Origin of the sequence: Carboxylicivirga linearis (assembly GCF_018271995.1) — a bacterium.
GTDB lineage: Bacteria > Bacteroidota > Bacteroidia > Bacteroidales > Marinilabiliaceae > Carboxylicivirga > Carboxylicivirga linearis.
This window is the reverse complement of sequence record NZ_JAGUCO010000007.1, coordinates 188,434-214,720: the sequence shown is the minus strand read 5'-3', so window position 1 is coordinate 214,720 and position 26,287 is coordinate 188,434. Positions and strand designations below refer to the sequence as shown.

23 protein-coding genes are annotated in these 26,287 nt (G+C 35.3%); 15 read left to right on the top strand and 8 right to left on the bottom strand.

Annotated features, from left to right (window positions below; all coding sequences use genetic code 11):
- The first annotated feature begins 9 nt into the window (after positions 1–9).
- The gene (locus tag KEM10_RS12160) at positions 10–1,005 is read left to right on the top strand and encodes a substrate-binding domain-containing protein (protein WP_212216276.1); all 996 of its coding nucleotides are present in this window, start codon (positions 10–12) and stop codon (positions 1,003–1,005) included.
- On the opposite strand, the gene KEM10_RS12155 is transcribed toward KEM10_RS12160, so the two are convergent.
- The 5 genes from KEM10_RS12155 to KEM10_RS12135 form a co-directional block, all read right to left on the bottom strand.
- The gene (locus KEM10_RS12155) at positions 1,002–1,952 is read right to left on the bottom strand and encodes a carbohydrate kinase family protein (protein WP_212216275.1); all 951 of its coding nucleotides are present in this window, start codon (positions 1,950–1,952) and stop codon (positions 1,002–1,004) included. The genes KEM10_RS12160 and KEM10_RS12155 overlap by 4 nt on opposite strands.
- A 66-nt stretch (positions 1,953–2,018) precedes the next feature.
- Positions 2,019–2,561: a hydrolase gene (locus tag KEM10_RS12150; protein WP_212216274.1), complete on the bottom strand. Its 543-nt coding sequence runs from the start codon at positions 2,559–2,561 to the stop codon at positions 2,019–2,021.
- A 3-nt stretch (positions 2,562–2,564) separates the two neighbouring features.
- A complete protein-coding gene (locus tag KEM10_RS12145) occupies positions 2,565–4,085 on the bottom strand; it encodes a phosphohexomutase domain-containing protein (RefSeq protein ID WP_212216273.1) in 1,521 nt (506 codons plus the stop codon).
- Between the two features lie 7 nt (positions 4,086–4,092).
- Positions 4,093–4,704: an SIS domain-containing protein gene (locus tag KEM10_RS12140; RefSeq protein WP_212216272.1), complete on the bottom strand. Its 612-nt coding sequence runs from the start codon at positions 4,702–4,704 to the stop codon at positions 4,093–4,095.
- Positions 4,705–4,769: 65 nt separating this feature from the next.
- Positions 4,770–5,714 (bottom strand): tRNA-dihydrouridine synthase family protein, encoded by a 945-nt coding sequence (locus KEM10_RS12135; RefSeq protein ID WP_212216271.1) that lies wholly within the window; start codon positions 5,712–5,714, stop codon positions 4,770–4,772.
- A 159-nt stretch (positions 5,715–5,873) separates the two neighbouring features.
- Here KEM10_RS12135 and agaR point away from each other — a divergent pair, with 159 nt between their 5' ends.
- From agaR to KEM10_RS12105, 6 genes are all read left to right on the top strand, one after another.
- Positions 5,874–6,656 carry a transcriptional repressor AgaR gene (gene agaR / locus KEM10_RS12130; protein ID WP_212216270.1) on the top strand — a complete coding sequence of 261 codons (783 nt, stop codon included), beginning with the start codon at positions 5,874–5,876 and terminating at the stop codon, positions 6,654–6,656.
- 58 nt (positions 6,657–6,714) lie between these two features.
- Entirely contained in the window at positions 6,715–7,488 is a 774-nt protein-coding gene (gene yaaA / locus KEM10_RS12125; RefSeq protein WP_212216269.1) for a peroxide stress protein YaaA, read from the top strand.
- Positions 7,489–7,662: 174 nt separating this feature from the next.
- Positions 7,663–8,376 (top strand): hypothetical protein, encoded by a 714-nt coding sequence (locus KEM10_RS12120; protein ID WP_212216268.1) that lies wholly within the window; start codon positions 7,663–7,665, stop codon positions 8,374–8,376.
- 152 nt (positions 8,377–8,528) lie between these two features.
- Positions 8,529–9,296, top strand: coding sequence for a 5'-nucleotidase C-terminal domain-containing protein (locus KEM10_RS12115; protein WP_212216267.1), 768 nt, complete (start codon positions 8,529–8,531; stop codon positions 9,294–9,296).
- On the top strand, positions 9,293–10,204 hold the full coding sequence (locus KEM10_RS12110) for a bifunctional metallophosphatase/5'-nucleotidase (RefSeq protein ID WP_212216266.1): 912 nt from the start codon (positions 9,293–9,295) through the stop codon (positions 10,202–10,204). Before KEM10_RS12115 ends, KEM10_RS12110 begins: the two co-directional genes overlap by 4 nt.
- Positions 10,197–10,751 carry a hypothetical protein gene (locus KEM10_RS12105; protein ID WP_212216265.1) on the top strand — a complete coding sequence of 185 codons (555 nt, stop codon included), beginning with the start codon at positions 10,197–10,199 and terminating at the stop codon, positions 10,749–10,751. Before KEM10_RS12110 ends, KEM10_RS12105 begins: the two co-directional genes overlap by 8 nt.
- 46 nt (positions 10,752–10,797) lie before the next feature.
- On the opposite strand, the gene KEM10_RS12100 is transcribed toward KEM10_RS12105, so the two are convergent.
- Positions 10,798–11,262, bottom strand: a complete 465-nt coding sequence (locus KEM10_RS12100) for an Lrp/AsnC ligand binding domain-containing protein (RefSeq protein WP_212216264.1) — start codon at positions 11,260–11,262, stop codon at positions 10,798–10,800.
- A 251-nt stretch (positions 11,263–11,513) separates the two neighbouring features.
- Complete coding sequence (locus tag KEM10_RS12095; protein ID WP_212216263.1) at positions 11,514–12,800, bottom strand: mechanosensitive ion channel family protein; 1,287 nt, start codon at positions 12,798–12,800, stop codon at positions 11,514–11,516.
- Between the two features lie 68 nt (positions 12,801–12,868).
- Between KEM10_RS12095 and KEM10_RS12090 the strand changes: the two genes are divergently transcribed.
- Together KEM10_RS12090 and mgrA are read left to right on the top strand one after the other, a co-directional pair.
- Positions 12,869–14,149: a M64 family metallopeptidase gene (locus tag KEM10_RS12090; RefSeq protein WP_212216262.1), complete on the top strand. Its 1,281-nt coding sequence runs from the start codon at positions 12,869–12,871 to the stop codon at positions 14,147–14,149.
- 7 nt (positions 14,150–14,156) lie between these two features.
- Positions 14,157–15,155 carry an L-glyceraldehyde 3-phosphate reductase gene (gene mgrA / locus KEM10_RS12085; protein ID WP_212216261.1) on the top strand — a complete coding sequence of 333 codons (999 nt, stop codon included), beginning with the start codon at positions 14,157–14,159 and terminating at the stop codon, positions 15,153–15,155.
- An 88-nt stretch (positions 15,156–15,243) separates the two neighbouring features.
- Here the strand turns inward: mgrA and KEM10_RS12080 are convergent, their stop codons facing one another.
- Positions 15,244–17,805 carry a T9SS type A sorting domain-containing protein gene (locus KEM10_RS12080; RefSeq protein ID WP_212216260.1) on the bottom strand — a complete coding sequence of 854 codons (2,562 nt, stop codon included), beginning with the start codon at positions 17,803–17,805 and terminating at the stop codon, positions 15,244–15,246.
- A 416-nt stretch (positions 17,806–18,221) separates the two neighbouring features.
- Here KEM10_RS12080 and KEM10_RS12075 point away from each other — a divergent pair, with 416 nt between their 5' ends.
- The 6 genes from KEM10_RS12075 (at position 18,222) to KEM10_RS12050 (ending at position 26,253) form a co-directional block, all read left to right on the top strand.
- Positions 18,222–18,947 (top strand): hypothetical protein, encoded by a 726-nt coding sequence (locus KEM10_RS12075; RefSeq protein ID WP_212216259.1) that lies wholly within the window; start codon positions 18,222–18,224, stop codon positions 18,945–18,947.
- Positions 18,948–19,323: 376 nt separating this feature from the next.
- Positions 19,324–21,090 (top strand): hypothetical protein, encoded by a 1,767-nt coding sequence (locus KEM10_RS12070; RefSeq protein WP_212216258.1) that lies wholly within the window; start codon positions 19,324–19,326, stop codon positions 21,088–21,090.
- A 15-nt stretch (positions 21,091–21,105) separates the two neighbouring features.
- Positions 21,106–22,206 (top strand): sensor histidine kinase, encoded by a 1,101-nt coding sequence (locus KEM10_RS12065; protein WP_212216257.1) that lies wholly within the window; start codon positions 21,106–21,108, stop codon positions 22,204–22,206.
- 46 nt (positions 22,207–22,252) lie between these two features.
- Positions 22,253–23,347 carry a histidine kinase gene (locus KEM10_RS12060; protein WP_212216256.1) on the top strand — a complete coding sequence of 365 codons (1,095 nt, stop codon included), beginning with the start codon at positions 22,253–22,255 and terminating at the stop codon, positions 23,345–23,347.
- A 3-nt stretch (positions 23,348–23,350) separates the two neighbouring features.
- Positions 23,351–24,121, top strand: a complete 771-nt coding sequence (locus tag KEM10_RS12055; protein ID WP_212216255.1) for a LytR/AlgR family response regulator transcription factor — start codon at positions 23,351–23,353, stop codon at positions 24,119–24,121.
- A gap of 260 nt (positions 24,122–24,381) precedes the next feature.
- Positions 24,382–26,253 (top strand): ABC-F family ATP-binding cassette domain-containing protein, encoded by a 1,872-nt coding sequence (locus KEM10_RS12050; RefSeq protein ID WP_212216254.1) that lies wholly within the window; start codon positions 24,382–24,384, stop codon positions 26,251–26,253.
- Positions 26,254–26,287: the final 34 nt, after the last annotated feature.

The window sequence follows — 26,287 nt, the reverse complement described above, 5'->3', positions numbered from 1 at the left end:
TCGCACGTTATGAAAATCCACACACTGCTAGCAGCTCTTGTAATACTACTAAGTAGTTGTTCTAAAAATGACAATTATAAAATAGGCTTTCTATATTCCTCTGAGGTAACTAAACGATTTGTAATTGAAGGTAACTATTTTAAAGAAAGAGCCACTGAATTAGGAGCTGAAGTACAAATAGATAATGGAAATGGAAATGAAGCTTTACAATATGATAAAGCCATTGAAATGTTTGACTCTGGTATTGACGCTTTAGTTTTAATCGCTATCAATGCCAATTCTGCTGCCGCCATTGTAAGAGAAGGACAAAGTCGTGGTGTGAAGGTGATTGCCTACAACCGTATTATTTTTAACTGCGAACCTGATTTATTTATTTCAGGAGACACCAAACAACTTGGACAGTTGATGGTGAACGAAGTGCTCAAAAAGAGAAAAGAAGGGAAAGTAATTATTTTAGGTGGTGATAAATATGACCGCAATGCTATTGGCCTAATGAATTCTATTGATGAAGAAATAAAACCATATGTAGAATCTGGTGCCTTTAAAATATTATATAAAACCTATATTGAAGAATGGAGTGATAAAAATACGGAGTATGAAATGAGGCAGTTTATGTCGTTACGACATGAAAAACCAGATATTGTTTTCTCCGGATTTGACGGAATGTCAGATGCAGTTATTAAGATATTAGAAGAAAACAATATGCTTGATGGAGTACTAATAACTGGGCAGGATGCTGAAATAACCGGTATAAAAAATATTGTTGCCGGAAAACAGTTGATGACAGCTTATCATCCATTGAAGAAGAATGCATATACTGCCGCCGAACAAACTATTCAAATGTTAGAAGGAAAGAAAATAGATGAGGAATTACTTAGCTTGACCAACAATGGTACTGCAGATATTCCTACCATTAAAATTCCATCTATACCAATTACCAAAGATAACATTGATAAAGAACTGATTAAAACAGGTGTTTACACCAAACAAGAGGTGTATAACTAATTAATAGTTTCAATTCTTTTTTGAACCTTATCATGTAGTTTTTTGCTGAAGTCGCTATGAATGTAATTATCAATGCGCATACAGACTTCAGCAGAAAACTCAATTCCATAAGCTGCCATATGCATCCAATCTTCTTTTGATAGATAAAGATCTTTTGACTTGATAATATTAAAGTCAAGAAAGGCTTTTATCATTCCTGCATTAAAATTATCCCCGGCTCCAATAGTACTTATTGGTTCAATTACCGGAACCATATAGTGGCGGTAATGATTCTCACCAAAGGCATATACGCCATTCTTATTGGCTGTAATTATTAGATTAGTACAATGCTGTGCTACTTTTGCGTATACTTCTTTAGGATTTGTTGTGCCATAAATATTTTCAAAATCCTCATCACTTCCTCTAACTAAGTCTGCAATTTGCAGATTCTCTTCAATTATTGGAATTAACAATTCACGATTTTCCAGGTGATGACTTCTGAAATTAGGGTCATAAATAATAATTGCACCTGCCGATTTAGCTTTTTGAAGGTATTCTAATAAGCGTGGTCTGATAACCGGATTCAAGCCAAAATAAGATCCGAAGATTAAAATATCTCCTGGTGTAAATTCCGGAATTTCACCAACTAATCGTTGCTTTGGATAATCTTTAAAAAACTCATACTCGGCATCATTATCATCATTTAAGAAGGCAAGAGCCAAAGCTGATTTACCCTTATTAAAACGACAAATATAATCGGTATGTAGTTGATTTTCTTCTAAGAAATCCATTATCATCTGCCCCAATCGATCCGTTCCTACTTCACTAATAAAATAGGACGAAACATTTGTACGAGCCAATGAAACCATTGTATTTAAAGCACTTCCTCCAGCTTTTGCTGCAACGGGTTGATTATCTTTAAAAATCATGTCCATTACAGTCTCTCCCAATCCAAATACTCTCCGCATTATTGATCCTCTTATTAAAAAAGCCATCCCTATTATAGGAATGGCTTCAAAATAAAGCAATTAATTTTATTTCACCAACTTACTGATTGTTTTAAATGTTTCAGAACCAGCAAATCTACATAGCTCAAATAATAGCGACTCGTAGGATGTAACAATTGCACCTTCCTGACGCAGACGAGCAATTGCATTTTGCTTATTAGCTAAAGTTCGTGAACTAACACAGTCTTCAACCACAACAGGATGATATCCTCTTTCAAGCAAATCGATGGCAGTTTGCAATACACAGATATGGGTTTCCATACCAGCCAAAATCACAAACCTTTTTCCTGTCAATTCCATCTTTTCCATCAACTTAGGCTCATCACAACAACTAAAAGCCATTTTCTCAACATGAGCATCAGCTGAAATTAAACTCTCAATTGACTCAATGGTTTCTCCCAAGCCTTTTTTATATTGCTCACTAACTACAACAGGAACCTCCAAGGCCTGCAATCCTTTTATCAGAATCTCAACATTCTTAGCTAGTTGCTCATGCTCATAAATATGAGGAAATAAACGCTCCTGAATATCTACAATCATAGCAACTGCATTGTCCTTCAACACTCTCATAAACTATCTATTTTTTAAAACACTAAAATTAAGGTGTTTATATATATCAAAGAATTCAATTAACTTATCTGCTATAGCATTAACGCCCCCCTCAACATCTGATTCGATGTTTAAAGGGATAACCGGATCGTGCAACGATAAACGAAGAAGAAACCAACCCTTCTCATTTCCCTCTTCACATGAAACACGTATACCTTCGTAATTATTCGGAAGAATTTTCCATCCTTTATTTGATGCAGAAAAACTCTCTAAATCGGCAATCACTTGTTCTCCATAGGTTTTAAAATCATCAGTTTCAATCTTAATCCTAAATTCCCTACTCTCTACCGGCTGCGGAAGAGCTTCAATTAAAGAGGTAAGTCGTTGACCAGCTTTTTTCAATTTCGCCATCTTGATTAAGATTTTTGTAACCAGATAAGCCCCATCGTCAAGAAAATAATTTTCTTTCAATGCCGCATGTCCCGATGTTTCAATGGCCAACCAGGACTCTTTTCCATCTTCATTTAACCTTATCGACTCGTTTATAACGTTTTTATAACCTCGTTTAAAGCGATGATGTTCAGCCTTTAAATGATCATTAATAAACCAGCCCAAACCATCAGAAGTTATTGAATCAGTAACAACCACCGATCCCGGATGCTCTTCATTGATAATAGCGGCAGAAAGAGCGATTAACTCATTACGATTAACAGGATTGGCTTCGTCATCAACAATAGCAGCTCTATCAACATCTGTGTCAAATATAATTCCCAGATCAGCTTTATTTGCTTTTACAGCCTGACAAATTGATGCCATAGCTTCTTCATCTTCAGGATTGGGTATATGGTTAGGAAAATTACCATCTGGATCTAAAAACTGACTTCCGGTAATATCTGCACCTAACTTTTCAAGTACTTTATAAGCATAAAAACCACCAGCTCCATTACCAGCATCCAATACAATTTTAAAACCGGCTAGTGGCTGATCAAAATTAGCTGTATCATCTACCTCTGTCTTAATTTTATCAGCTAAAATATTTGAATACACATCTATAAAAGCCACTTCCTCCACAGAACCAGTTTGAGAAGATATTTCAAATTCACCCGCATCGGCATACGATAAAATTTCAGCAATATCAGCTTTTTCCAATCCTCCTTTAGAAGTGAAAAATTTTAATCCATTACGATTAAATGGCAAATGACTGGCTGTTAGCATCACTCCTCCATCAGCCAAATACGGCTCAGTTACAGTAGTCATAAACATAGCCGGAGTTGATGCCAGACCACAATCCAAAACATCTGCTCCCTGTTTAGCTAAACTCTCAATAAAAGATTTTTTCAAGGATGGTCCTGACAAACGAGAGTCCATACCAACTGCCACTTTTAATTGTGTTGAACTGCTTCTTTTCCTCAACCATAAAACAAAAGCCTTTGCCAGTTGAGCAACTACTTCTTCATTGAGATTAACGTTTTCATTGGGGATCCCTTCAAGAGCCACCCCTCTGATGTCAGAACCGTTTTGTAGACTTTTCCAATTGAATGCCATAGCTTTATTATTTTAAACCAGCTGCCTTTCTTGATTTATCGCCCAAATATCCTCCATGATGACGTTTGGCGTAATCGGCATTGGTAAAATTGATTTTCTTCATAAGCAACACCACCAATACATCACCAATAACAGTCATGGTAGTGGTTGAAGTTGTTGGTGTAAGGCCCAAAGCACATACTTCTTTAGGGTTTCCGGTACTAATACAAACATCCGATTCCTCCGCCAAAACAGATTCAGTATTACTGGTGATAACTATAATCGGGATATTTGGATGTAAACCTCGCACCAGGTCAATTAATTCAATAATCTCTCGGGTTTTTCCTGAGTTAGAAATCATTAGCATCACATCATTCTCCTGAACCACACCCAAGTCGCCATGCTGTGCCTCGCTTGGATGTAAAAAAACAGAAGGTGTGCCTGTAGAACTAAAAGTGGTAGCCATGTTAATGGCAATTTGCCCAGCCTTCCCCATTCCTGTGGTAATTAGCTTTCCTCTTCTTTCATGGATTTGCTGATGCAATAAATTAACGGCTTTCTCGAAATCATCTGTAGCCGGAATATTTTGTATTGCCTGCGCTTCGTGCAGTAACAATGCTTTTACCTCATTTAAAATCATAGTCTGAATTTTTTCAATACAAAGGTATTATTTTCCATTGCAATTAAACATGTCTAAAGCTATCCTTATTTTAAATGAATATGGTCTTTTACTCCATATAGCCAGTCTTGATACAAATCAAGATGGTTATGCTTTTTTAATTTCCGAAAATAACGTTTCCCTTCCGTAGTGTTTGTTAAAGGATAAAACCAAAAATCAGATAGATAATTAAACGCCTGATTCCAGTTAAGCGTATTAGATTGCACCAAATCATAATATAACTTGTGAAATTGCAAGAATCGTTCAACTGTATTTTCTTCCTTTTCAAGCAAGATACTTCCCGGATTACTTAATATTCCCCTGCCTATCATAATTGACTTAACTTCCAGGAAATTTTTTTGAATTACTTCCACATCATTCCTACAAACGATATCGCCATTTGCAACCATTGGAATGGAAGTAGCTTTTAACATCATTTCAAAATCATCCCAATTAGGATGGCCATTATATTTCTGAATCACCAATCTGGGATGTACAATAATCTCGTGTAAAGGAAATTGATTGAGAACACCAAGCATACGTAATCCTTGATTTACTTCTGTTAAACCAGATCGCATCTTTACTGAAAGTCTTAAGCCAATATCCTGTTGAAAAAATTCAGCTAACAATTGCTCAACTAAATGTGTATCAGACAACATACCTCCTCCTTTACTTCGCTTAACTAACATTGGAAAAGGACACCCCATATTTAAATTCAATTCCTCATATCCTAGCTCTTTAATCTTTTTTGAAAAAGCAATCAAGAACCGAATATTATTGGTTGCAATTTGAGGTACCAAATAACATCCTGCATTCAAATTCATATCCAATTCAGGATTCAATTCAGGATCAGAAAAACAACCTTTACCTTCTTCAAAAAAAGGAGTAAAATATTTGGCTACACCAGAATAAACCTCATTTAAGGCTTTTCGGTAAAATACATTGGTATAACCTTGTAAGGGGGCCAGATATATTTGTTTCTTATTACTCAAAACAACTATGGTATTTTATTCTGCTATAAAAGTATTCTTTTTTAAAGCAATTTACCTTCCATACCACATCACATGTTGAATCTTTAGAATGACCGATTTGATTACCGAATTTTTTAGTTAATTTGTGTAAATAATTTTATTGGAAGAACCGGAATCGACATGAGTGACTTTGATCCAAATACAACAGTTGGCCGACGCGGGCTGATACTTAAAATATTAGATGAGAAAGGACAGGTTAATGTTCATGAATTAAGTGAACAATTTGATGTTAGCGAAGTAACCATTCGTAACGACCTTACTCAACTGGAACATAAAAATCTTCTAATAAGAGCCCGTGGAGGTGCCATTAAAACGGATAAAGTTAATCTGGAAATTAAATTATCTGATAAAAAAATTCAGCATTCGAGAGAGAAAGAAGCCATTGGTAAAAGAGCTGCTCGTTTGATTGAAGAAGGCGACACCATTGTGTTAGATTCAGGAACCACTACAAAAGAGGTAGCTAACCATCTGCATCGTTTTAAAAACTTAACAGTCATTACTAATGCTTTAAACATTGCTGCTCCACTGGCTGAATCGGATCATATCAATATTATTATGCCCGGTGGCATTATGCGAAAAAACTCGTTGTCGCTGGTAGGGTCTATTGGCCAGAATAACCTTAAAAATTTCTTCAGTGATAAGTTATTTATTGGAGCCGATGGTATTGATGCGCAATTAGGTATAAGCACACCGCACATTGAAGAAGCTGCTTTAAATCGCACCATGTTAAAGATGGCGAAAAAGGTGATTTTAGTGGCAGATTCAAGCAAATTTAAAAAACGCAGTTTAGCGATAATTGGTCAACTTACCGATATTGATGTAGTGGTAACTGACAAAGGATTAGCGGAAGATGATTACGAGAAATTAATTAATGCTGGTATTGAAGTAATTATTGCTGACTAAATAAAAAGTTTGAACATACGCATCTTGAAGTCTGTTAAAGTGTAAAACCTTAACATATATGATATTAGTAATTTCCCCAGCAAAAACACTAGATTTTGAATCGCCGGTTCCAACAACCGAAAAATTAGATATTCGTTTTCCAAAAGAGGCAAGCAGTTTAGTAAATAAACTAAAGAAAGTAAAACCCGATGAGCTATCTAAATTAATGAGTATCAGCTCTCCGCTGGCTAAACTTAATCATCATCGGTTTCAATTATGGAATCACCCATTTAATGAAGAAGATACAAGGGCGGCCTTATTTGCATTTAAAGGTGATGTGTATAATGGATTGGATGCTTATAGCTTAAATGATGATGAAATAGACTACACCAATTCCCACCTGCGCATTCTTTCAGGATTATATGGAATGCTCCGTCCACTGGATGCAATTATGCCCTACCGACTGGAGATGGGAACAAAATTAGAAATGCGATCGAAGAAGAATTTATATGAATATTGGGGAGATAAAATCACCAAACTTCTTATGAATGACATGAACGAGAATAAAGAAGAAATTTTGATTAATCTGGCATCCAACGAGTACTTTAAATCCATCGATAAAAAGAAATTAAAGAAACGTATTGTCACTCCTGTTTTTAAAGATCAGAAAAATGGGGAATACAAAGTAATAAGCTTTTTTGCAAAGAAAGCCAGAGGATTAATGACCCGTTTCATCATCCAAAACAAGATTGAGAACCCAGACGATTTACGTGCATTTGATTTGGATGGTTATTATTATCATCAGGATCTTTCAAAACCTGACATGCCAACTTTCGTTCGCGATAACGTGTGATATAAGATTGATTCAAATTCTCTGTCAACTAAAAAAGTAAATATTTTTCACCCCACTTTTTCCGAAAATTTAGGGCGATTAATTTGACTTTATAGTTGATCGATTAAAATTTTTGTTTTAACTTTTAATCAGTACTAATACGAATTAGGAGACTAATTAATAAAAACACACATCATGAGTCAAAAAAAATTAATTCTCCAGCGATATGGCAATTTACTAAAGGAAGAATCTTTAGTAACCATGAACGATAAAATACTTCCGAATACTTTTGTATTGGAAGCTCCGGAACCCTTCCCTGGATATTTTGGCTATTACAGTGATATCCCTTCTGATTCAAAACCGCTATACATCTATCTGGTTTTGAAACAACTTTATACTCTTGAAGAAATTACCAGAGCAACGCAGAATATTAAAAAGTACTTTGGAACTAATTTCAACGCTGCGGCCGGTACTGTAAGTATTTACAATAAGCTGTTTCACATTATTAGAGTACGTCATCTCGATAGCTTTGATCAAATAGCCGATTTACAACAAGGCTATCTCGATCAGGGACTTGAATTCAAGAAGAAACCAAAGAATCTGGAAGGAAAAGCAATCATCAGGTTGAAGAAGTTTTTTATGTTAGAAGAAATTGAAGATGGTATCTATTTTGATCTGGACGAAAAAGATCACGGATACTTCACTATTCCCCATAAACTAACCTGGAAACACTTTGAGGACATTACCAAAAAAGCAAAAAACAATTGGGATCACAGTGTTTTTGATGCTGCTATTGGCCATATACATGTTGACTTTGGAATTAGAGATATGATTCGTATTTACAACCCTAATATAGATAGAAACTACCTATTGGATGTTAGAAAGATTTACCTGGATAGAATTAAATAAAAATATAGACTTCAGATAAAATGCCCGAATCGATTGATTCGGGTATTTTTTTAGACCATATGGTCGATTTTTTCATAAATTTAACACACTAGCCTAAACCTTTTATATATCTTTCTCCTTTCTTTGTAAGTAAATTCACAATCTTATCAACTATGTTGAAAACCAGCAAACACAATACTTTAATAATTGCATTATTTTCTTTGCTTTTGATATTTACATTGGGCTGTAATAATGGCTCATATCAAACCAAAGAAACAAACTCAACAACTATTTTCATTGATAGTTCTTATAAAGGGAAAAATTCGGTTGTTGATTATATAACTCCATATAAAGATAGTATTGATGCTCAAATGTATCAGGTAATTGGGCATGCTGCTCGCACTCTTGATAAAGACCTACCTGAAGGATTACTGACTAATTTTATTTCGGATTTAATACTGGACGAGACTCGATTAATAAGTAGCGAAAAAAATTTACTTACCCCTGACATGGCCTTGATGAATCACAAGGGCTTAAGAACCATTATTGAAGAAGGGCCTATAACGGTTAATAAAATATTTCAATTAATGCCCTTTGAAAATGAGGTTGTTTTGGTAAAATTAACGAAAGATCAAACACTTGAATTTTTAAACTACGTAGCCAGTCAGGGAGGAGACGGTGTTGCTGGTGCATCATTTACAATTAAGGATGAAAAAGCCACCGGAATTAAGATAAACGGCAAGCCTTTCAACAAAGAGTATTATGTTGTAGCAACCTCTGACTATCTATCAAAAGGTGGCGACCATTATGATGTGTTTAAAAAAGGAACTATAATCGAAACCAAAGTGAAGCTTCGGGATATGATTATTAATCACATTAAAAAACTGGAAGCAAACAACGAAAAAGCAAATTCCCAATTAGACAATAGAATAAAGCTATGATACAGAACAGACGGAAATTCATTAAACAATTAGGAGCTGGTGCATTTACGGCTGCAATTACGCCCCAACTTTATTCTTGTTCGCAAAAGGAAGTTCGATTGTCTATTTTACATACCAATGATGTACATAGCCAGATTGAACCACTTCCATCCGATCATTACAAATATCCTAATGGTGGAGGATTTGCCAAGCGAGCTGCATTGGTTGATAAAATCCGACAAGAAAACGAGCATGTTTTACTCTTTGATTGCGGTGATATATTTCAGGGCACACCGTATTTTAACTTTTATAAAGGGGAGTTAGAAATTAAGCTCATGAGTAAACTGGGATATGATGCTGCAACTATTGGGAATCACGAATTTGACAATGGAATTGAAGAGTTAGCTAAACAACTACAAAAAGCCAAATTTCCATTTATATGCAGCAATTACATCTTTAAGAATACCCCACTGGAAAACATGACATTACCTTTCAAAACCTTTACTAAAGGACCTATAAAAGTTGGTGTAATGGGTTTAGGTATTGAATTGGATGGATTGGTTAATCAGGATCGTTTTGGTAACACCCAATATCTTAATCCTATTGAAGTGGCTAATAAAACAGCTAAATTACTTAAAGAAGAAAAGAATTGCGACTACATTATTGCTTTATCACACCTTGGATTTAAGTATGATGATGAAAAAGTATCTGATATAAAGCTCGCTGAAAATACATCTTTCATTGATATGATTTTAGGTGGTCATACTCATACTTTTATGTCTGAACCAGAAACGGTCAAAAACAAAATTGGAAAGAACGTTGTTATCAATCAAGTAGGTAAATCAGGGATATTCCTGGGGCATTTGGATATCACCTTTTCAAAAGATGCAAGTAATCCTACTATTTTGAACACCACATACCATGTCTGAGAAACTAATTTTATCTGATAAAACAATCGATCAACTATGTGAACAATACAAAGATGATCCACATTTTTCGTCCATTGCTTTACCACGATTAAGACTAATAAATAAACTCAACATTTTCTTTATTGATCACAATCAGTTGATATGGGAAATTATTTATTCACCAATTAATAAATCAACCAATTGTGTTCGTATTCATTTAAATGATGCCCAGAATAGATTTGCCTTTTATTATGAAATACCTCTAATGCAACGTTTCGATCTTCATTTGTATTTAGGAAATAACACCTTCAATTTTTTCGAAGCACATCCGTTATTAATTGAAAAAGGTGTAATTACTAAGGATGAATACACTATTAAAGCAACCAATCACACACTGCCACATCTTGATTTAAATGTACCCAAGGCAAGATACGAAAGGCCTTTATTAGAAGAAGATGTTACATTGGATATGGTAAGGGAATCGCAGATCTGCACTAATACCAAAAATGCTTTCCTGAAGTTTAACGAAGGGCTCTTTAATATAATCCATGCAAAATGGATGTTATAAAAAAACCCCGCAGAAGCGGGGTTTTATATTTTACATATAAGAATAACTACTCTATTGGCAATTGACGTTTAAAACTCTCATCCAGCGAAATAATAGTTTCTGTAGCTGATATACCAGCAATTGATTGCAGTTTATCATGTAATATTCTCTTCAAATGCTCATTACTCTTGGCATAAATCTTAATAAAAACAGCATATTGTCCTGTTGTGTAATGACATTCAACAATTTGAGGTATATCTTCCAACATCTTCACCACCTTATCAAACAAACTTGCTTTTTTAAGAAAAATACCCATGAAAGCACAAGTATGATACCCAATTTTGGTTGGATTAATGATAAACTCAGAACCCTTAATAACGCCCATGTTCATCAATCGTTGAATACGCTGATGAATAGCTGCTCCTGATACTTTACACTCGCGGGCAACTTCTAAAAACGGAATACGTGCATTCTTAGTAATCAGCGATAAAATTTTCTTATCTAAGCTATCGATTTGTGAATTGCTCTCCATACTATTTTTGACAATTGTTAGAATTTGTAAATAAATTTACACTTTCATTTATGATTTGGTACGAAATTAATCTATATAAATTTAATATCCAATGATAATCCATCACAATGTGAATAATTTAACTTTCAAAAACAACTACTCATAAGGATTTTAAATCCACACATCCACCTTAATTTCAATACATTAATATATACATATAGTTAAAAATCCATCAATGTAACTATAATTTATAAGCATTATAAAATAAATAGTTAGTTTTCCATGGGTAAACTGCCTGATGTTGGAAATTGATACACCTTCAAATCAAACTCAGGTAAAATAGCCAGAATATGGTCCATAATATCTGCCTGAATCGATTCGTAATTTGCCCATGCCTGATCATTACTAAACACATAAAATTCAATAGGTAATCCTTTTTCAGTTGGTTGCAAATGGCGTACCAAAAAAGTCATGTCTTTATGTATTTTAGGATGATGATGCAGGTACGCTTCCAGGTATTTTCGAAACAAACCAATATTGGTCATTCGTCGGCCATTAACTGTAACACTTTCATCAATACCCATTTCTTTGTTATAATTTGCCAGCTCCACCTCTTTCTTTTCCACATAATCTTTTAAATAATGCATCTTTTTGGCCCGCTCCAACAAATCTTTTGAGCAAAACTTCACACTACGCATATCAATATTAACGGCACGCTTTATTCGTCGACCTCCTGAATCTTCCATTCCTTTCCAATTCATAAATGGGTGCGAAACCATTTCGTAAGTGGGTATAGTGGTTATGGTTTTATCCCAGTTCTGAATCTTTACGGTGTTCAACGAAATATCCACCACAGTACCATCGGCATTATGCGAAGGCATGCTTACCCAATCACCGGCCCGAACCATTTTATAAGCTGATAATTGCACACTGGCAACCAATCCTAATATGGTATCTTTAAAAATAAGTAATAAAACTGCCGCAATAGCACCCAAGCCAGTAAATAATGCCATCAACTCAACATTAAAAACAATGGATACGATTAGCAAAATACCAATAAAATAACCGATAATCTGTGCAACCTGCACATAGCCTTTGATCGGGCGTTCTTGTGCATAATCATGACTATCATAGATATCCATAACAGCACTAAAAAAAGCTGTTAGACTCCAAACAAAAACAATAACTAAATAGATAAGAATGGCTTTATGAACGACTTCTCCAACCTGTGGAAAATCATTAAACACAATTCCATTAAAAATATATAATACAAAGGCCGGTGCCAGATGAGACAATCGCTGAAATACCTGACGATCAACAAAGAAATCATCGTATTTAGATTTTGTTTTTCGAATAACTCTTTCAATGGCTTTAATAATGTAATATTTGGTAAGTTTATTCACCAAATAACTAATAAGCAAGACAATAACTGCAAGCACGGCGACCTTCACTAACAAACCTGAAGTATCTGATAATCCTATACTTTCGAAATACTTATCAATTTTACTATTAATTATATTGTCAAACTCAATAGTTCCTTTTTCAACAACCGTTTCCATTATTTATAATTTTGTACTTGATTCTTGGTTTAAAACTGTATTTTTAATTCTTTGATAAAATTAATTCTATGCAAAAACTCTTAGTAAATATCATTATCTTTTTTGGAATCACAAGCTGCATTAAAGCCCAATCTGTTTTTGAGAAGAATTTTGAAGACCATTCGATGCGCATTGATCTAATAATGGCTGGTAATAAACAAAACCAAACGGTTTATATCACTGAAATTAAGAAGGAACCTTTTTGGGGAGGTTCTAAAACCAACCTGATTGACAAATTTAACTACGGAGAATATCGCTTTTTTATTATCGATGATGCTTCATCTGACACATTATATTCCAAAGGTTTTTGTACCCTTTTTGAAGAATGGAGAAGTACTGAGGAAGCTAAAAATATGAGAAAGGCATTTTATCAAACTGTCACTTTTCCATATCCTAAAAATGAAGTCACATTTGTTTTAGAAGAACGCCATCGCGGCGGTAATTTCACCACCATGCTAAGTCAGAAGATTAATCCAAGCGATGTTAATATAAGACAATTCTCTACCGGAAAATACGAAGTTGCCAAAATCATTAATAACGGCGCATCGGATAAAATGGTTGATCTCGTTTTTATTGCCGAAGGGTATCAATCTGATGAAATGGAGAAATTTAAAAGCGATGTAAAAAAACATGCTGAATACTTATTGAAACAAAAACCATACGCTCAAAACAAAGACAAGTTTAACTTTTGGGCAGTGTGTTCACCGTCGAAAGATAGTGGCCCCAGCGAACCTGAAAAAGGCATTTGGAAAGAAACCGCTGTTAACTCAGCATTCAATACTTTTTATGTAGACAGATATCTTGAAACAACTGATGTTAAAGCCATCAGAGACATAGCTGCAGAAGCTCCATACGATCATATTGTTGTACTGGTTAATTCAAGTCGCTATGGTGGTGGTGGTATTTACAATCATTTCTCACTTGGCACAGCCGATCATCCATTGGCTTATAAAGTTATGATTCACGAATTAGGACATGGTTTATTTGGCCTGGCTGATGAATACTACACTTCAGATGTTGCTTATCAGGACTTTTTTGATTTAAAAGTAGAACCCTGGCAGCCCAATATCACTACCTTAGTCAACTTTGACGCCAAATGGAAGAAGATGCTATCATCACACACTCCGGTACCCACTCCGGTTGATTCTGAATTTAAAAACCAAACCGGCGTTTTTGAAGGAGGAGGATATGTTTCAAAAGGTGTTTATCGTCCAGCGGTAAACTGTAGAATGAAATCAAACGAAGCCAAAGGTTTTTGTGAAGTATGCTCAGATGCAGGAGATAAAATGATAAAATTTCTAACTCAATAATATTAAAATGAATTACATAGCTGCCAGTAACCGTTACGATACGATGAAATACAATAGATGCGGACGAAGTGGATTAAAGCTTCCGGCCATATCATTGGGTTTGTGGCATAACTTTGGATCGGCCGATGTTTTTGATAATTCGCGATCTATTCTGTTGCATGCTTTTGATAATGGAGTAACGCATTTTGATTTGGCCAATAATTACGGACCTGAACCTGGTTCAGCAGAAGAAACACTGGGTCGGGTTTTAAAGAAAGACTTAGGTGTATATCGCGATGAGTTGGTAATATCATCCAAGGCAGGTTACCTTATGTGGGATGGTCCTTACGGCGAATGGGGATCCAAAAAGAACCTTATGGCCAGCCTCAACCAAAGCCTGAAACGAATGGGACTTGATTATGTAGATATTTTTTATCATCATCGTCCCGATCCTGAAACACCTTTAGAAGAAACAATGGGAGCTTTGGACTTAATGGTTCGTCAAGGAAAAGCTTTGTATGTTGGCTTATCTAATTACACAGCCGAGCAAACTCAAAAAGCGGAATCTATTCTTCGCGAATTGGGTACTCCGTGCTTAATTCATCAGCCCCGTTACCATATTTTTGAGCGATGGGTTGAAGGAGGATTACTGGACGTATTAGACAAAAGAGGTATTGGTTGTATTCCATTTTCACCACTGGCCCAAGGTCTTCTTACCGATCGCTACTTAAAAGAAATTCCTGAAGATTCGAGAATGGCTAAAGGGCATTTTCTAAAAGAATCAATGCTCACCGATGTTAAGCGTAAAGCCATATTTGAATTAAATGAGTTAGCTCAACAACGTGGCCAATCATTGGCCCAAATGGCTATAGCATGGCTATTGAGCCACAATACAGTAACTTCGGTATTAGTTGGAGCATCTTCAACCAATCAGCTAAGTAATAATTTGGCTGCATTAAATAATCTTGAGTTTTCAGCCAAAGAATTAGAACAAATTGAAAGAATTTCTAAACCCGTGTGGGCATAGAATGTATGCAAAAAACAAAGCTGCCCCAAATACTAATTTTGAGGCAGCTTCTTCTTAACACTCTTGAACTGTTATAGAAAAAATTAATCTATCGAATAACCAATTTAAAAGTTTCAGTAGTGCCTGAATGATTTACAGACATTACATAAATTCCTTTTTCAAATTCTGAACTATTAAGCATTATTTCAGAATTAGATGTTTTAGTGTTTACAATTAATCGTCCGCTTAAGCTGTAAATTTTCAAGTTAGCCAAATCGCCGTCATTATTTCCAAAACTAACTTTTATATCATCACCTGATGTTGCTGGATTAGGATACACTGTAAGCTTTTTCACAACACCTTCTTCAATTCTAATTGAGGTTGGAATATCTATATTTGAAAGTTGTTGATCCCATTGGTACCAGCGTACATTCCAGTGACCGCGTTCTTTAACACCGTCACCCAACTGTAAGCGATAATCGAAATGAGCCTTACGAGTCTGTTCTCCTTCATAGATGTAATCTGTATTACAAATAACAGCAAAAACGACATTATTAGCAGCTGGTTTGTCAAGGTTCAATGAACATTGCCCACCTAACACAGGTTGTCCATACACATACGAACCATCTGTTGACCGGTAACATAATTGACAACTCATATTTTGACCAATAGGCTGGAAATCAACCGAAACTTTATCTCCTTCAACAATCAAAGGGATTTGGTTAGCACCTGACCACCCCGGAGTGGTTCTATACTCAGGAGTTAACAATCCATTGCCATCATCTGAAGTTATTGCATATGGGGTAGCATACCATACCTCAGGGTTTAACCATGATGGTTCCCACTCAGAATGAATGCTGATTCCAAAGTTCGCATCAATTAAATCACGGCATGCACCTGACCATTTACCAATATCCAGCAAAGCTTGTTTAGCCCTGTATTCCATTATAAGTCGGCGCATTTGATAATCACCCAAAGTGTCAGAAATACCTTCCAAAACCCTGTTTTCGCAATGTCTCCATATCCAGGCCACACTATGGTCTCCAAAAATTTGACTAAAAATTACCGGGAAGATATTTCCGTATTGGTTACCACCAAGCAAATTACGCCATGTACAAATTTGACCATTTTCATCACCCATATTTACTCCTTCAGCTGATGGACCACCAAAACTATCATCCTGAAGCCATCCGCTGTAACATTCAATAGGCATAAACGGAGCAATTAAGGCACCGGCATTCAAGAATCCCATTGATGAATAATCATCAGCCTTTTTTGATTCCATCTCCTGTTGTAACCAGGTATTTCCTCCTTCATGAAACCATGCTGAATTTTTAGCACCCGGTAAATCAGCCAATAAAGCATGAATTCCTTCGTGAATCATCGCTCCCATCTGACCTTCACGATCAGCATACGGACAATTAGGATCAAAAGAGTAAACCGGATAATAAGATGCCAAAACATTAGGGTAATTAATTCCCTGGTAATTAATATTACCCATCCAACCACCTAAGGCTGTTGTGTCTGCATCATCGGTACATAAACCCGAACCAAATAAATAAATAGCACTTCTATATCCATCCTTAACCCTTCTATCAGGTGGCCAGCCCATTGTATCTCTGAAGTAAGCAAAATCTTCATTGAATCGTTCCAACATTGGATCTATGGCTGCATCCGTTATCTCACTTCTGGCATTTGGTCCCCATACAAATGTCCACCATCCTGAAGACTTACGACCGGCCACATTGGCACAATCGTCCAAATCCTGCGTTGGCATTTCTAATTCAGGAAATTCATCTCTAAAATCATAATAGATAGGTGGATCGTAGGTTGGCCAGTTATAAGCTGAACCATCATTACTTAAACTAACAGTAATAATAACTTTGACTTCAGAATAACCGCCACAATCATTAATACTTACAATTTTATATGATCCGGACTGCTCTGCCTGTATATTATCAAGGATTAAACTAGTAATTCCTGTGGTGCTTTCTCCATCAGGATCGAACCAATACAATTCTCCCTCTCCTGTTGTCTGTGCGGTAATGGTTACATTATCACCCACACCTACTACCACGTTTGACAATGGTTCTTCCTGCGAATCATTCACTTGTATTAAGGTAGTTATTTCAGAGGCATCACATGGTGTTTCATCAGTGGCCATAACCCTCCACTCAATAATACCAGTTGATGTATCACTCTTCATATTGATCCGAATTTTACTGGACCATACCCCTATATCTAAAGAGTTATCTACATCTAACTCTAATCCAATTGCCCCTGCATTTATCCAACTTATTCCATTCCAATATTCAATATAAGCATCTGTTGGTTGAGATATACCACCTCCATCAGACCACCAAAATACGTTAGTGGACTCAATATTAATTGGATGTTCCCATTCGTATTGCACCCAGTTGTATGTATCATAGAAACCTTCACCATTCCAGTTTCCATAAGCTCCTTCAGCCGGTTTGGCTGTTGAGCTGGTTGATGACACTCCATCATTTACTGCTCCCAGAATTTCCCAGGGAGAAACATGAGACGTAGAAACCATTGCCTCCAAAGCCCTGTTTGTTGTTGTTGTTGTTTGCGCCCCCACCGTGCCCGTAAACATCAACGAGCAGAGTACTAACGCATTCAGAAAAGTAGTTTTTAGATTCATTTTCATTAGAATTTAATTAATAGATTTTTTTAAAGAATTCATTTTTTATTAATGATCACATCATATTGCTTGACATTACATGTAATAAAATTGAATTCTTAGGTTAACGATTACTGATCAAATCTATCAGAAAAGGCAGGTTTTGTTATAACACGTATGATTATTATACTAGCACAAATGTGTAATGTTTTTTCCCACAGTTCTCTATCCCCTATAAACATTGGCATATAATTAGAAGAAATATTTTTAAATTTTTTCTTTAAAATTAGTTTAGACACTATCTTTATTCGAATACTATATCTTTATAAATTACCAGTAGCAATTTCAATTTGATATTTAGTGTTTAATTTTAATTACATATCAATTGTCTTAAGCCAATAATTATTTACTTTTGAACCTGAAAAGGCAATAATTTTTACACTATGGAATATTTAAAGGCAGCAATTTCTTTACTTTCTCTAATAAAAGAAACTAATAATGTTTTATTATCGAACATTGATAAATTGGCAAAAAGTCCCAATTACATGTATTTCAAAACAAGCGATAATAATACTAAGGAAGTTCAAATGGTTTCGTTTAGTAATGAGTTTGTAAATATCGCCCTTGAAGATACTCCTCAATCGCAAGCCTTTGTGATGACGGATATTGCTACAATGGATGTTAAAGGTAAGAAACTGACTTACATATTATACAAAGGTTATCATTGCGAAATAGAAAAAGGAATGGTTTTTTATCAGGTTATTAATAAAGAAACATTTGCTCCTATTGAATCTCTTCAGTTTAGCAATATTGAAGAGAATATTTTTTATCAGGTTATCACTCCTGAAAAAGAAGAAAGTTCATGCAATGCCATGGAAACCGACAAGGAAATAAAAGGTGGCAAAAGCATTGTTTTTTTCATTGGTCACATGGATGAAGAGAGATTAATTTACGATATCCAACGCCTTATTTTTGATACAGCAAATAACGTTAAGAAACACAATAAACTACAATTCGAATTTATTATTAACATCTCTCGTTTTGGCGGAACACCATCACAACATTTAATTGAACAGGTTAAATCCATTGAGGAATTTACTCAGAATAGCATTTATCAAGAATACCCCAATGCAAAATTTAAATTTGAGTTTGAAAAGGAAGAAAACTAACATGATGCATAGCTGAAGACCAGAAAAGAAAAAATCATGCTTATGTTTCTGTTAAAACATGCTTACGTTTTACGCAAAACATAGTGACGATTTTAAAAAACGTAAGCACGTTTTAAACCCCTTTTAAGTACTCCTGAATATCAATTAATTACAATTACTTCAAAACCACACTCAAAACCCGTAAAACCAACTGTTTCAAGGCATCATTTATAGCATTTATTTCGTTTCTTAAAACAGATAAAACATCAATTCATACCTTTTTTTGCAATTGACTACATAAAATCAACAATTCACTTCATTGCACTTTTTTTAGGATCCCATTCATATTATTATTGCTTTATCAAAAATTGATAAAGTGAAATCAAAACCAAATAATATGAACCGAACATCTACTATACAAAACAAAATAGTTAGCGTACTAATGCTTATTATATGCGTATGCGGCATTAGTGAAGCTACGGTTAAAGCTGATGAAAAACCGGGTAACAAAAAAACAAAGGTATTTGTATATGAAAATGGAAACCTTACCATTTCATCTGCTTCCAACGACTTGCCCTTCGACCTAAAATACCAGGGTATTATTGAAGTCTCCAATGATGATAAAATGATTAATTCTATTTCTGCTGGTGGATTTGTTGAAATTAATAAAACATCTTTCGGAAACAGTCGACGTCTTTTTATTCATGCTGATGAACAAGGTAAACTTACTTACGAGTACTATGTTGGAAAATCAAGCACAGCATTCGAACCTGAAGGTAAAAAATGGTTGGCCGAAATACTTCCTGAGATAGTTAAAAACAGTGATTTGGGTATAGAATCACGAATAAGACGAATATATAATCAACAAGGATTGGATGCTGTTTTTGATATTATTGAGGAAGGTTCAACATCTCATACATCAAGAACTGAATGGTCCTTTTTTTCAATGGAGACGGTAACTATTAGTAGTGGTAAATCAAGAACCAATGCTTTAAAAACCCTGATTTTCGATAATAAAATAAAAGACAGAGACCTTCAGCGTGTAATTGATGAAGTTGGTGATGTTAAATCCAACAGTACCAAAGGCACCCTGTTACGATACATACTTGAGAATTATAAACTAAATAATAGTCAGGCAGCAGCATTACTACATGCTGTGTCAACACACGAATATAATACTGAACGAGGTTCTACACTTCGTTTGTTCAACCAACAATATTCTGATGACTATATTATAAGAAAAGAGTATTTCGATATTATTGATGATATGGAAATTAACTCAGAAAAAGGGAATGTATTAAAAGACCTGATTCAGAAAAAGACACTTTCCAATGACACATGGATTGCCATGTTGGATGTTGTTTCTGATTTTTCATCAGAAAGAGAAAAGGGAGCTGTACTTTTATTCGCTATTCCATACCTACCAAAAGATGATGGTGTTATGGCTGAATTCAGAAATACATTGGATGACATGTCTGACAGTTACTATGTATTGAAAGGCGAAATTACCACAGCCATGTTAGAAACAGGCTTATCTACCGGAAATCAAAAACCGGACAAATCAGCTCTGTTAAATTACCTAAGAACAGCTGAAAATATTTCATCCAATAGCCAACGTGGACAGATTCTAAGAAAAGCCAATCGCTTATTTATCAACGACGATCAGGTGATAGATGCCTATTTTGGAGTTTTGGCAAGCATGGACAGTGAAATGGAAATATACAATGTGATGCTTGATTTACTGAATAAAAATAAGCTGAATGAAAAAGCGATGTACCGTTTATTGAGACAAACCAGTCGTTTGGTTCCGGATTTTCAGCATGGAGCAGGGGCGGTACTCCGCCAGGTTATTCAGCAGTTTCCTCTTGCAGACAACAACTACAATCAGTTTTTTCAGGTAGTTGAACGAATGGACCAAAACTCAACCATTGAAGAGATTTTGCGAATGGTAATCGATCATCCGGTTGTAAATAACAAATTACTTATTAAAGTAATGGAATGTAACCAACGCATTGATGTTGATATTGAAAAGGCAGCTATACTGGTTAGAATGAGTCCTCAGATACCTACCAATGATTCTTCTGTTCAATACATCTTCAAATCAATGGCTAAAGAGCTCGATTCGGAATACGAAAAGAACAGAGTTTTAAAAACTATCCGTTAAATTAGAGGAATACTTATGCCCGGATCTATCTATTCATCAAAAAAACTGCTTATACAAGCTTTGGTCAGCACCCTTTATGGAGTGCTGATCTATAGCTATATCACCTTCAGTGAAAAAGGTGATTTAAGCTCATTTGGAAGTGATATGGATACACTTTCGTTGTTTATTATTACTTCGTGGGTAGTATTTACAGCCTTTTCATTTGTAACCAAAGGGCTTAACCGTATTCGACCATGGACGCAAGGTACCCCTTCGCGATTCTTTTTTCATTTTATAGTTAACTCTTTGGTAGCTCTGGTGTTGATTGCTATTAGCTTATGGATTTTCGTGGCTATCAAACACCCTAATCAATCATTGGGAGCTTTTCTTAGCAATTCCGGCGATGCTACATTAAAATTCATTATTTTATTTCTTCTATCCAATATTGTATACATACTTATAAATCTCTACCAATACTCGTATACAAGCTTTATTCAAGCCAATATTGAAAGTGAAAAAATGATTCGGGAAAGGCTGAAATTGCAATACGATATTCTTAAAAGTCAGTTAAGTCCACACTATCTTTTTAATACGCTTAACACCATTGCTTCCCTCCTTCACCGAGATATTACCACCACCGAAAGTTTTGTACGACGATTTGCCAAAACGTTCAGTTATATTTTAAGAAGTCACCAGAAAGATTTGGTAACCGTTAAAGAAGAATTGGATTTTATTGAGGCCTATTACTTTATGTTACAGATACGTTTCGAAAATGCTCTTCATTTATCTATAAACATTAGCGAAGCAGTTAAGAAAACCTATATCCCCCCAATGACATTGCAATTACTGGTTGAAAATGCTGTTAAGCACAATCATTTCGACGAAGAAAAACCGTTGAATATTCTTATTGAGTCGAGCCCGAACAACACAATAAAAATAAGTAATAATTTTGAACGCAAACCTGGTTTTATTGAAGTAGAAAACCAACTGGTAAAAAAACCACTTCAACATATATCGCATAAGGTGGGCCTTGAAAACATAAAAAAACGTTACTCTTATTTCAGCAAACAGGGTTTAATAATAGACAGAGACAAACAATTTACCGTTCAACTCCCTTTAATTATAAATCTTCCGTAGCCAAATGATTTAAGATTGCTTATTTTTATACCAATAGACCAACCTGATGAAGAAAAACAATACTACCTTAAATAAATGGCTTCGCTTTCTGTTACCAATACCAACAGGAATAATTGTTTACATTCTAATACTGCTGGTTTTCGACACTCTAAATCAGCTAGGGAGTCATTTTTTTAGTAATGAAGTTGCGGTAACTATTATATTCTCTTTTATTTTACTGGAAGTGCAAAGGCTGGTACTTAATTACACCTTGCACAAATACCCCATAAAAATATTGGATGCATCGACTAATGAATCGGAGCAAAACGAAACCTCCAAAGCTTCCGGTGCATCTACTCGAATTATTATTATTTCTCTCATATCGCTTACCATCTCCATACTAATCATTTCAATATTAGTCTTTTTATATTTCACCTATATTTTACAGTTAACGGATATTCAACGAGAATTAATTGTATTTAACGGTGTATTCGGAATAGTATCAGTAGTTTATGCCATCATACACGTAAGTACATCCTTTTTGGAAACCAATAAACAAATTAACTACATCAGAGAAAGAGAACTCAGAAAAAGCCTGGAACATGATCTCGAAAACTACAAACTGCAAATCAATCCTCAGTTATTATACGATAGTCTCGAAAACCTTATAAGTATTGTGAAACAGGATAAAAAGATGGCAGAAAGTATCATCCAACATCTGTCTGGAATTTATCGATACATTTTAGATACCCGACATATTGAACTGGTTAGTGTAGCTGAGGAATTAAGTAATCTCAATTCCTTAATTTACATCCTGAACATTAAATATAATGGCGCCATCAGAATTACCGATAAACTTGATGATGAATGCAACTACCAACAAATTGTTCCAGGTACCATCTCCACCTTGTTAACCGAAGTTTGTAACCGTTCTATTATCAATCAATATCAACCACTTGAAGTGAACCTAAGCGGAGTTGACAAGCATCTTATATTTAAGGCTACTAATAACCCTAAAATAACACTGGAAAGTATGAACCACTGGAACATCAAGCACCTGAATAAAGCTTATGACTATTTTAGTTCACAACGTCCGGAGATATTTGAAGAAGACAAAGAAATAAATATCAACATACCACTTTTTGAAATTGAAGAAGAATAAACCATGAGAGTATTAATTATAGAAGATGAAAAACCGGCAAGTGAAATTCTTGTCAGATTATTGCAGCGCTACGATGCAAATATTCATATAGAAGGCATCATCGAATCCGTTCAAAAATCGGTTGAATGGTTACAAAATCCGTTGAATAATGTGGATCTAATCTTTATGGACATTCATCTATCGGATGGTTTAAGCTTCGAAATTTTCAATAAGGTACAAGTTAATATTCCGGTGATTTTCACAACAGCCTATAACGAATATGCCATTCAAGCCTTTAAGGTAAATAGCATCGATTATTTACTGAAGCCCATTAATTACGATGATCTGTTTCACAGCCTTGAGAAACTGGAAAGTCTTCGCCAGAACTTGTCATCAGCCAGCCAGCGACTAAAGCTGGAAGAATTAAACGAAGCATTGCTAAGCTATCGCAAAACCTTTAAAGAGCGATTTATGGTGAAGTTGGGTGAAAGAATAAAATCGGTGACCACCAATAAAATAGTGCTTTTCTATGCAGAAGGACGCAACGCCTTTATCCTTACCGAAAAAGGAAATCGTTACATCATAGATTATAAACTGGAAGAATTAGAAGAAATGTTGAATCCTGCTGAATTCTTTCGTATCAGCCGATCGTTCATTGTTAATATCAATAAAATTCAGGAAGTATTGGTGCACTCAAACAGCCGTTTGAAGATTAAACCCGATGTTGATTTTGATCGCGAGATTATTGTGAGTCGCGAAAAAGTAGCGGCCTTTAAAAATTGGTTCAACGGATGATGACAGACTTTTAGAGATTATTTCAACGAATAGCTAAATACAAATAACTACTGCCCCCTGCCTTATAACTTATAAACTATTTACCTACCTTTGCAGCCTTAAATTTTGATTTCAAAAAATCATCTTCTCTGATAAAGAAAGATTCATTTTTGAGGCTTGCGAATCGGATAAATTTGGAAGTTTACTTTTGTAAATGACCTATTTGTAAGCAAGCGTAACGAAAAAAATGGTGTTTTTTTGGAGAGAACAAATAGCTGATCATGATTAATTACTTATCTGCCGAAAACATAACCCAGCATTGGGGCGACATTTGCTTATTCGATAACATTAACATCGGACTGTCCGAAGGTCAGAAGGTGGCTTTGATTGCTCGAAATGGTGCAGGAAAAACAACTCTGTTGAATATATTGGCAGGTAAAATGCCATCTAACGAAGGAAATGTTATTCTGCGAAATGGTATTACTTTAGGATACTTAAGTCAGGATCCTTATCTCGATCAGCAACACACCGTTATTGAAGAAGTTTTCAATACCGAAAGTGAAGTAGTTCAAACCATCAAAGCATATGAGCAAGCCATTGAAAAAAACGATCAGGAAGCCATGGGCGAACTGATTGAAAAGATGGATGCTTTGCAGGCATGGGACTATGAGCAACGAATCAAGCAAATTTTATCTCAACTTAAAATAACTCAATTCGATCAGCCAGTATCAGAGTTATCTGGTGGTCAACGCAAAAGGGTGGCACTGGCAAGCATATTAATATCAGAACCCGACTTATTAATATTAGATGAGCCAACTAACCACCTTGATTTAGAAATGGTTGATTGGCTGGAACAATACTTATCAAAATCAAAAGCCACTTTATTAATGGTTACTCACGACCGCTATTTTCTCGATCGTGTTTGTAACGAAATCATCGAACTGGCCGATGAAACCATTTACAAGTACGAAGGCAATTACACTTACTTCCTTAAAAAACGTCAGGAACGAATTGAGACCCATCAGGCAGAAGTAGAAAAAGCACGGAATTTATTGCGTCGTGAGCAGGATTGGATGAATCGCATGCCACAGGCACGTGCTACCAAAGCCAAATACCGTATTGATGCTTTTCATGAATTAAAAGATAAAGCATCTCAAAACCTGAACGAGCAAAACCTTGAGATTGGAATCACGCAGGCCCGATTAGGTAAAAAAGTGGTGAACCTTCATAATATATCAAAGTCGTTTGACGATAAAAAGCTGATTGAAGACTTTAGTTATAAGTTTGCTCCCTACGAAAAAGTGGGTATTGTTGGAAAAAACGGAACAGGTAAATCAACATTTTTAAATATTCTAACAGAAACACTTCAGCCGGATAAAGGAGAGATTGAGAAAGGTGAAACGGTTGTGTTTGGATACTATCGTCAGGAAGGAATTAAGATTAATGAAGAGAAAAAAGTGATTGATGTGATTTCTGAAATCGCTGACGACATCTCATTGGGAAATGATCAAAGCATGTCGGCACCTCAGTTTCTTCGTTACTTCCTCTTCCCTAACGAAATGCATCATGTGTTTGTGAAAAAATTAAGTGGTGGTGAGAAAAAACGTCTTTTCCTGATGACGGTTTTAATGCGTAATCCTAACTTCTTAATTCTGGATGAGCCAACCAACGATTTAGATATATTCACCTTAAACGTTCTGGAAGACTATCTGCAAAACTTCAAGGGTTGTGTAATCATAGTATCACACGACAGGTATTTTCTTGATAAAGTTTGCGACCACCTTTTTGCCTTTGAGGGAGAAGGACGAATCAAGGATTTCCCGGGTAATTATTCTGATTATAACGAAAAAACAAAAAAAGAACAACGCGAAAAAGTTAAATCAGAGAAAAAAGCAAAACCATCAGCTACTACACAACAAACTAAAGAAAAGCCCAAAAAACTTAGCTTTAAAGAAAAAAGAGAACTGGAAGCTTTAGAAACTGAGCTGGAAGAGTTGGAACAAAAGAAAGAAGACTTACAAAACAAGCTAAACTCTGGCAACTTAGCATCAGATGAGTTAGTAGAGAAGTCAGCACTCTTAGGCAAAACCATGGACTTAATTGAAGAAAAAGAGATGCGATGGCTTGAATTAAAAGAAATTGAAGAAATGTAAGAAACCGAAAGCAACCATTGGGTGTAATTGTTTA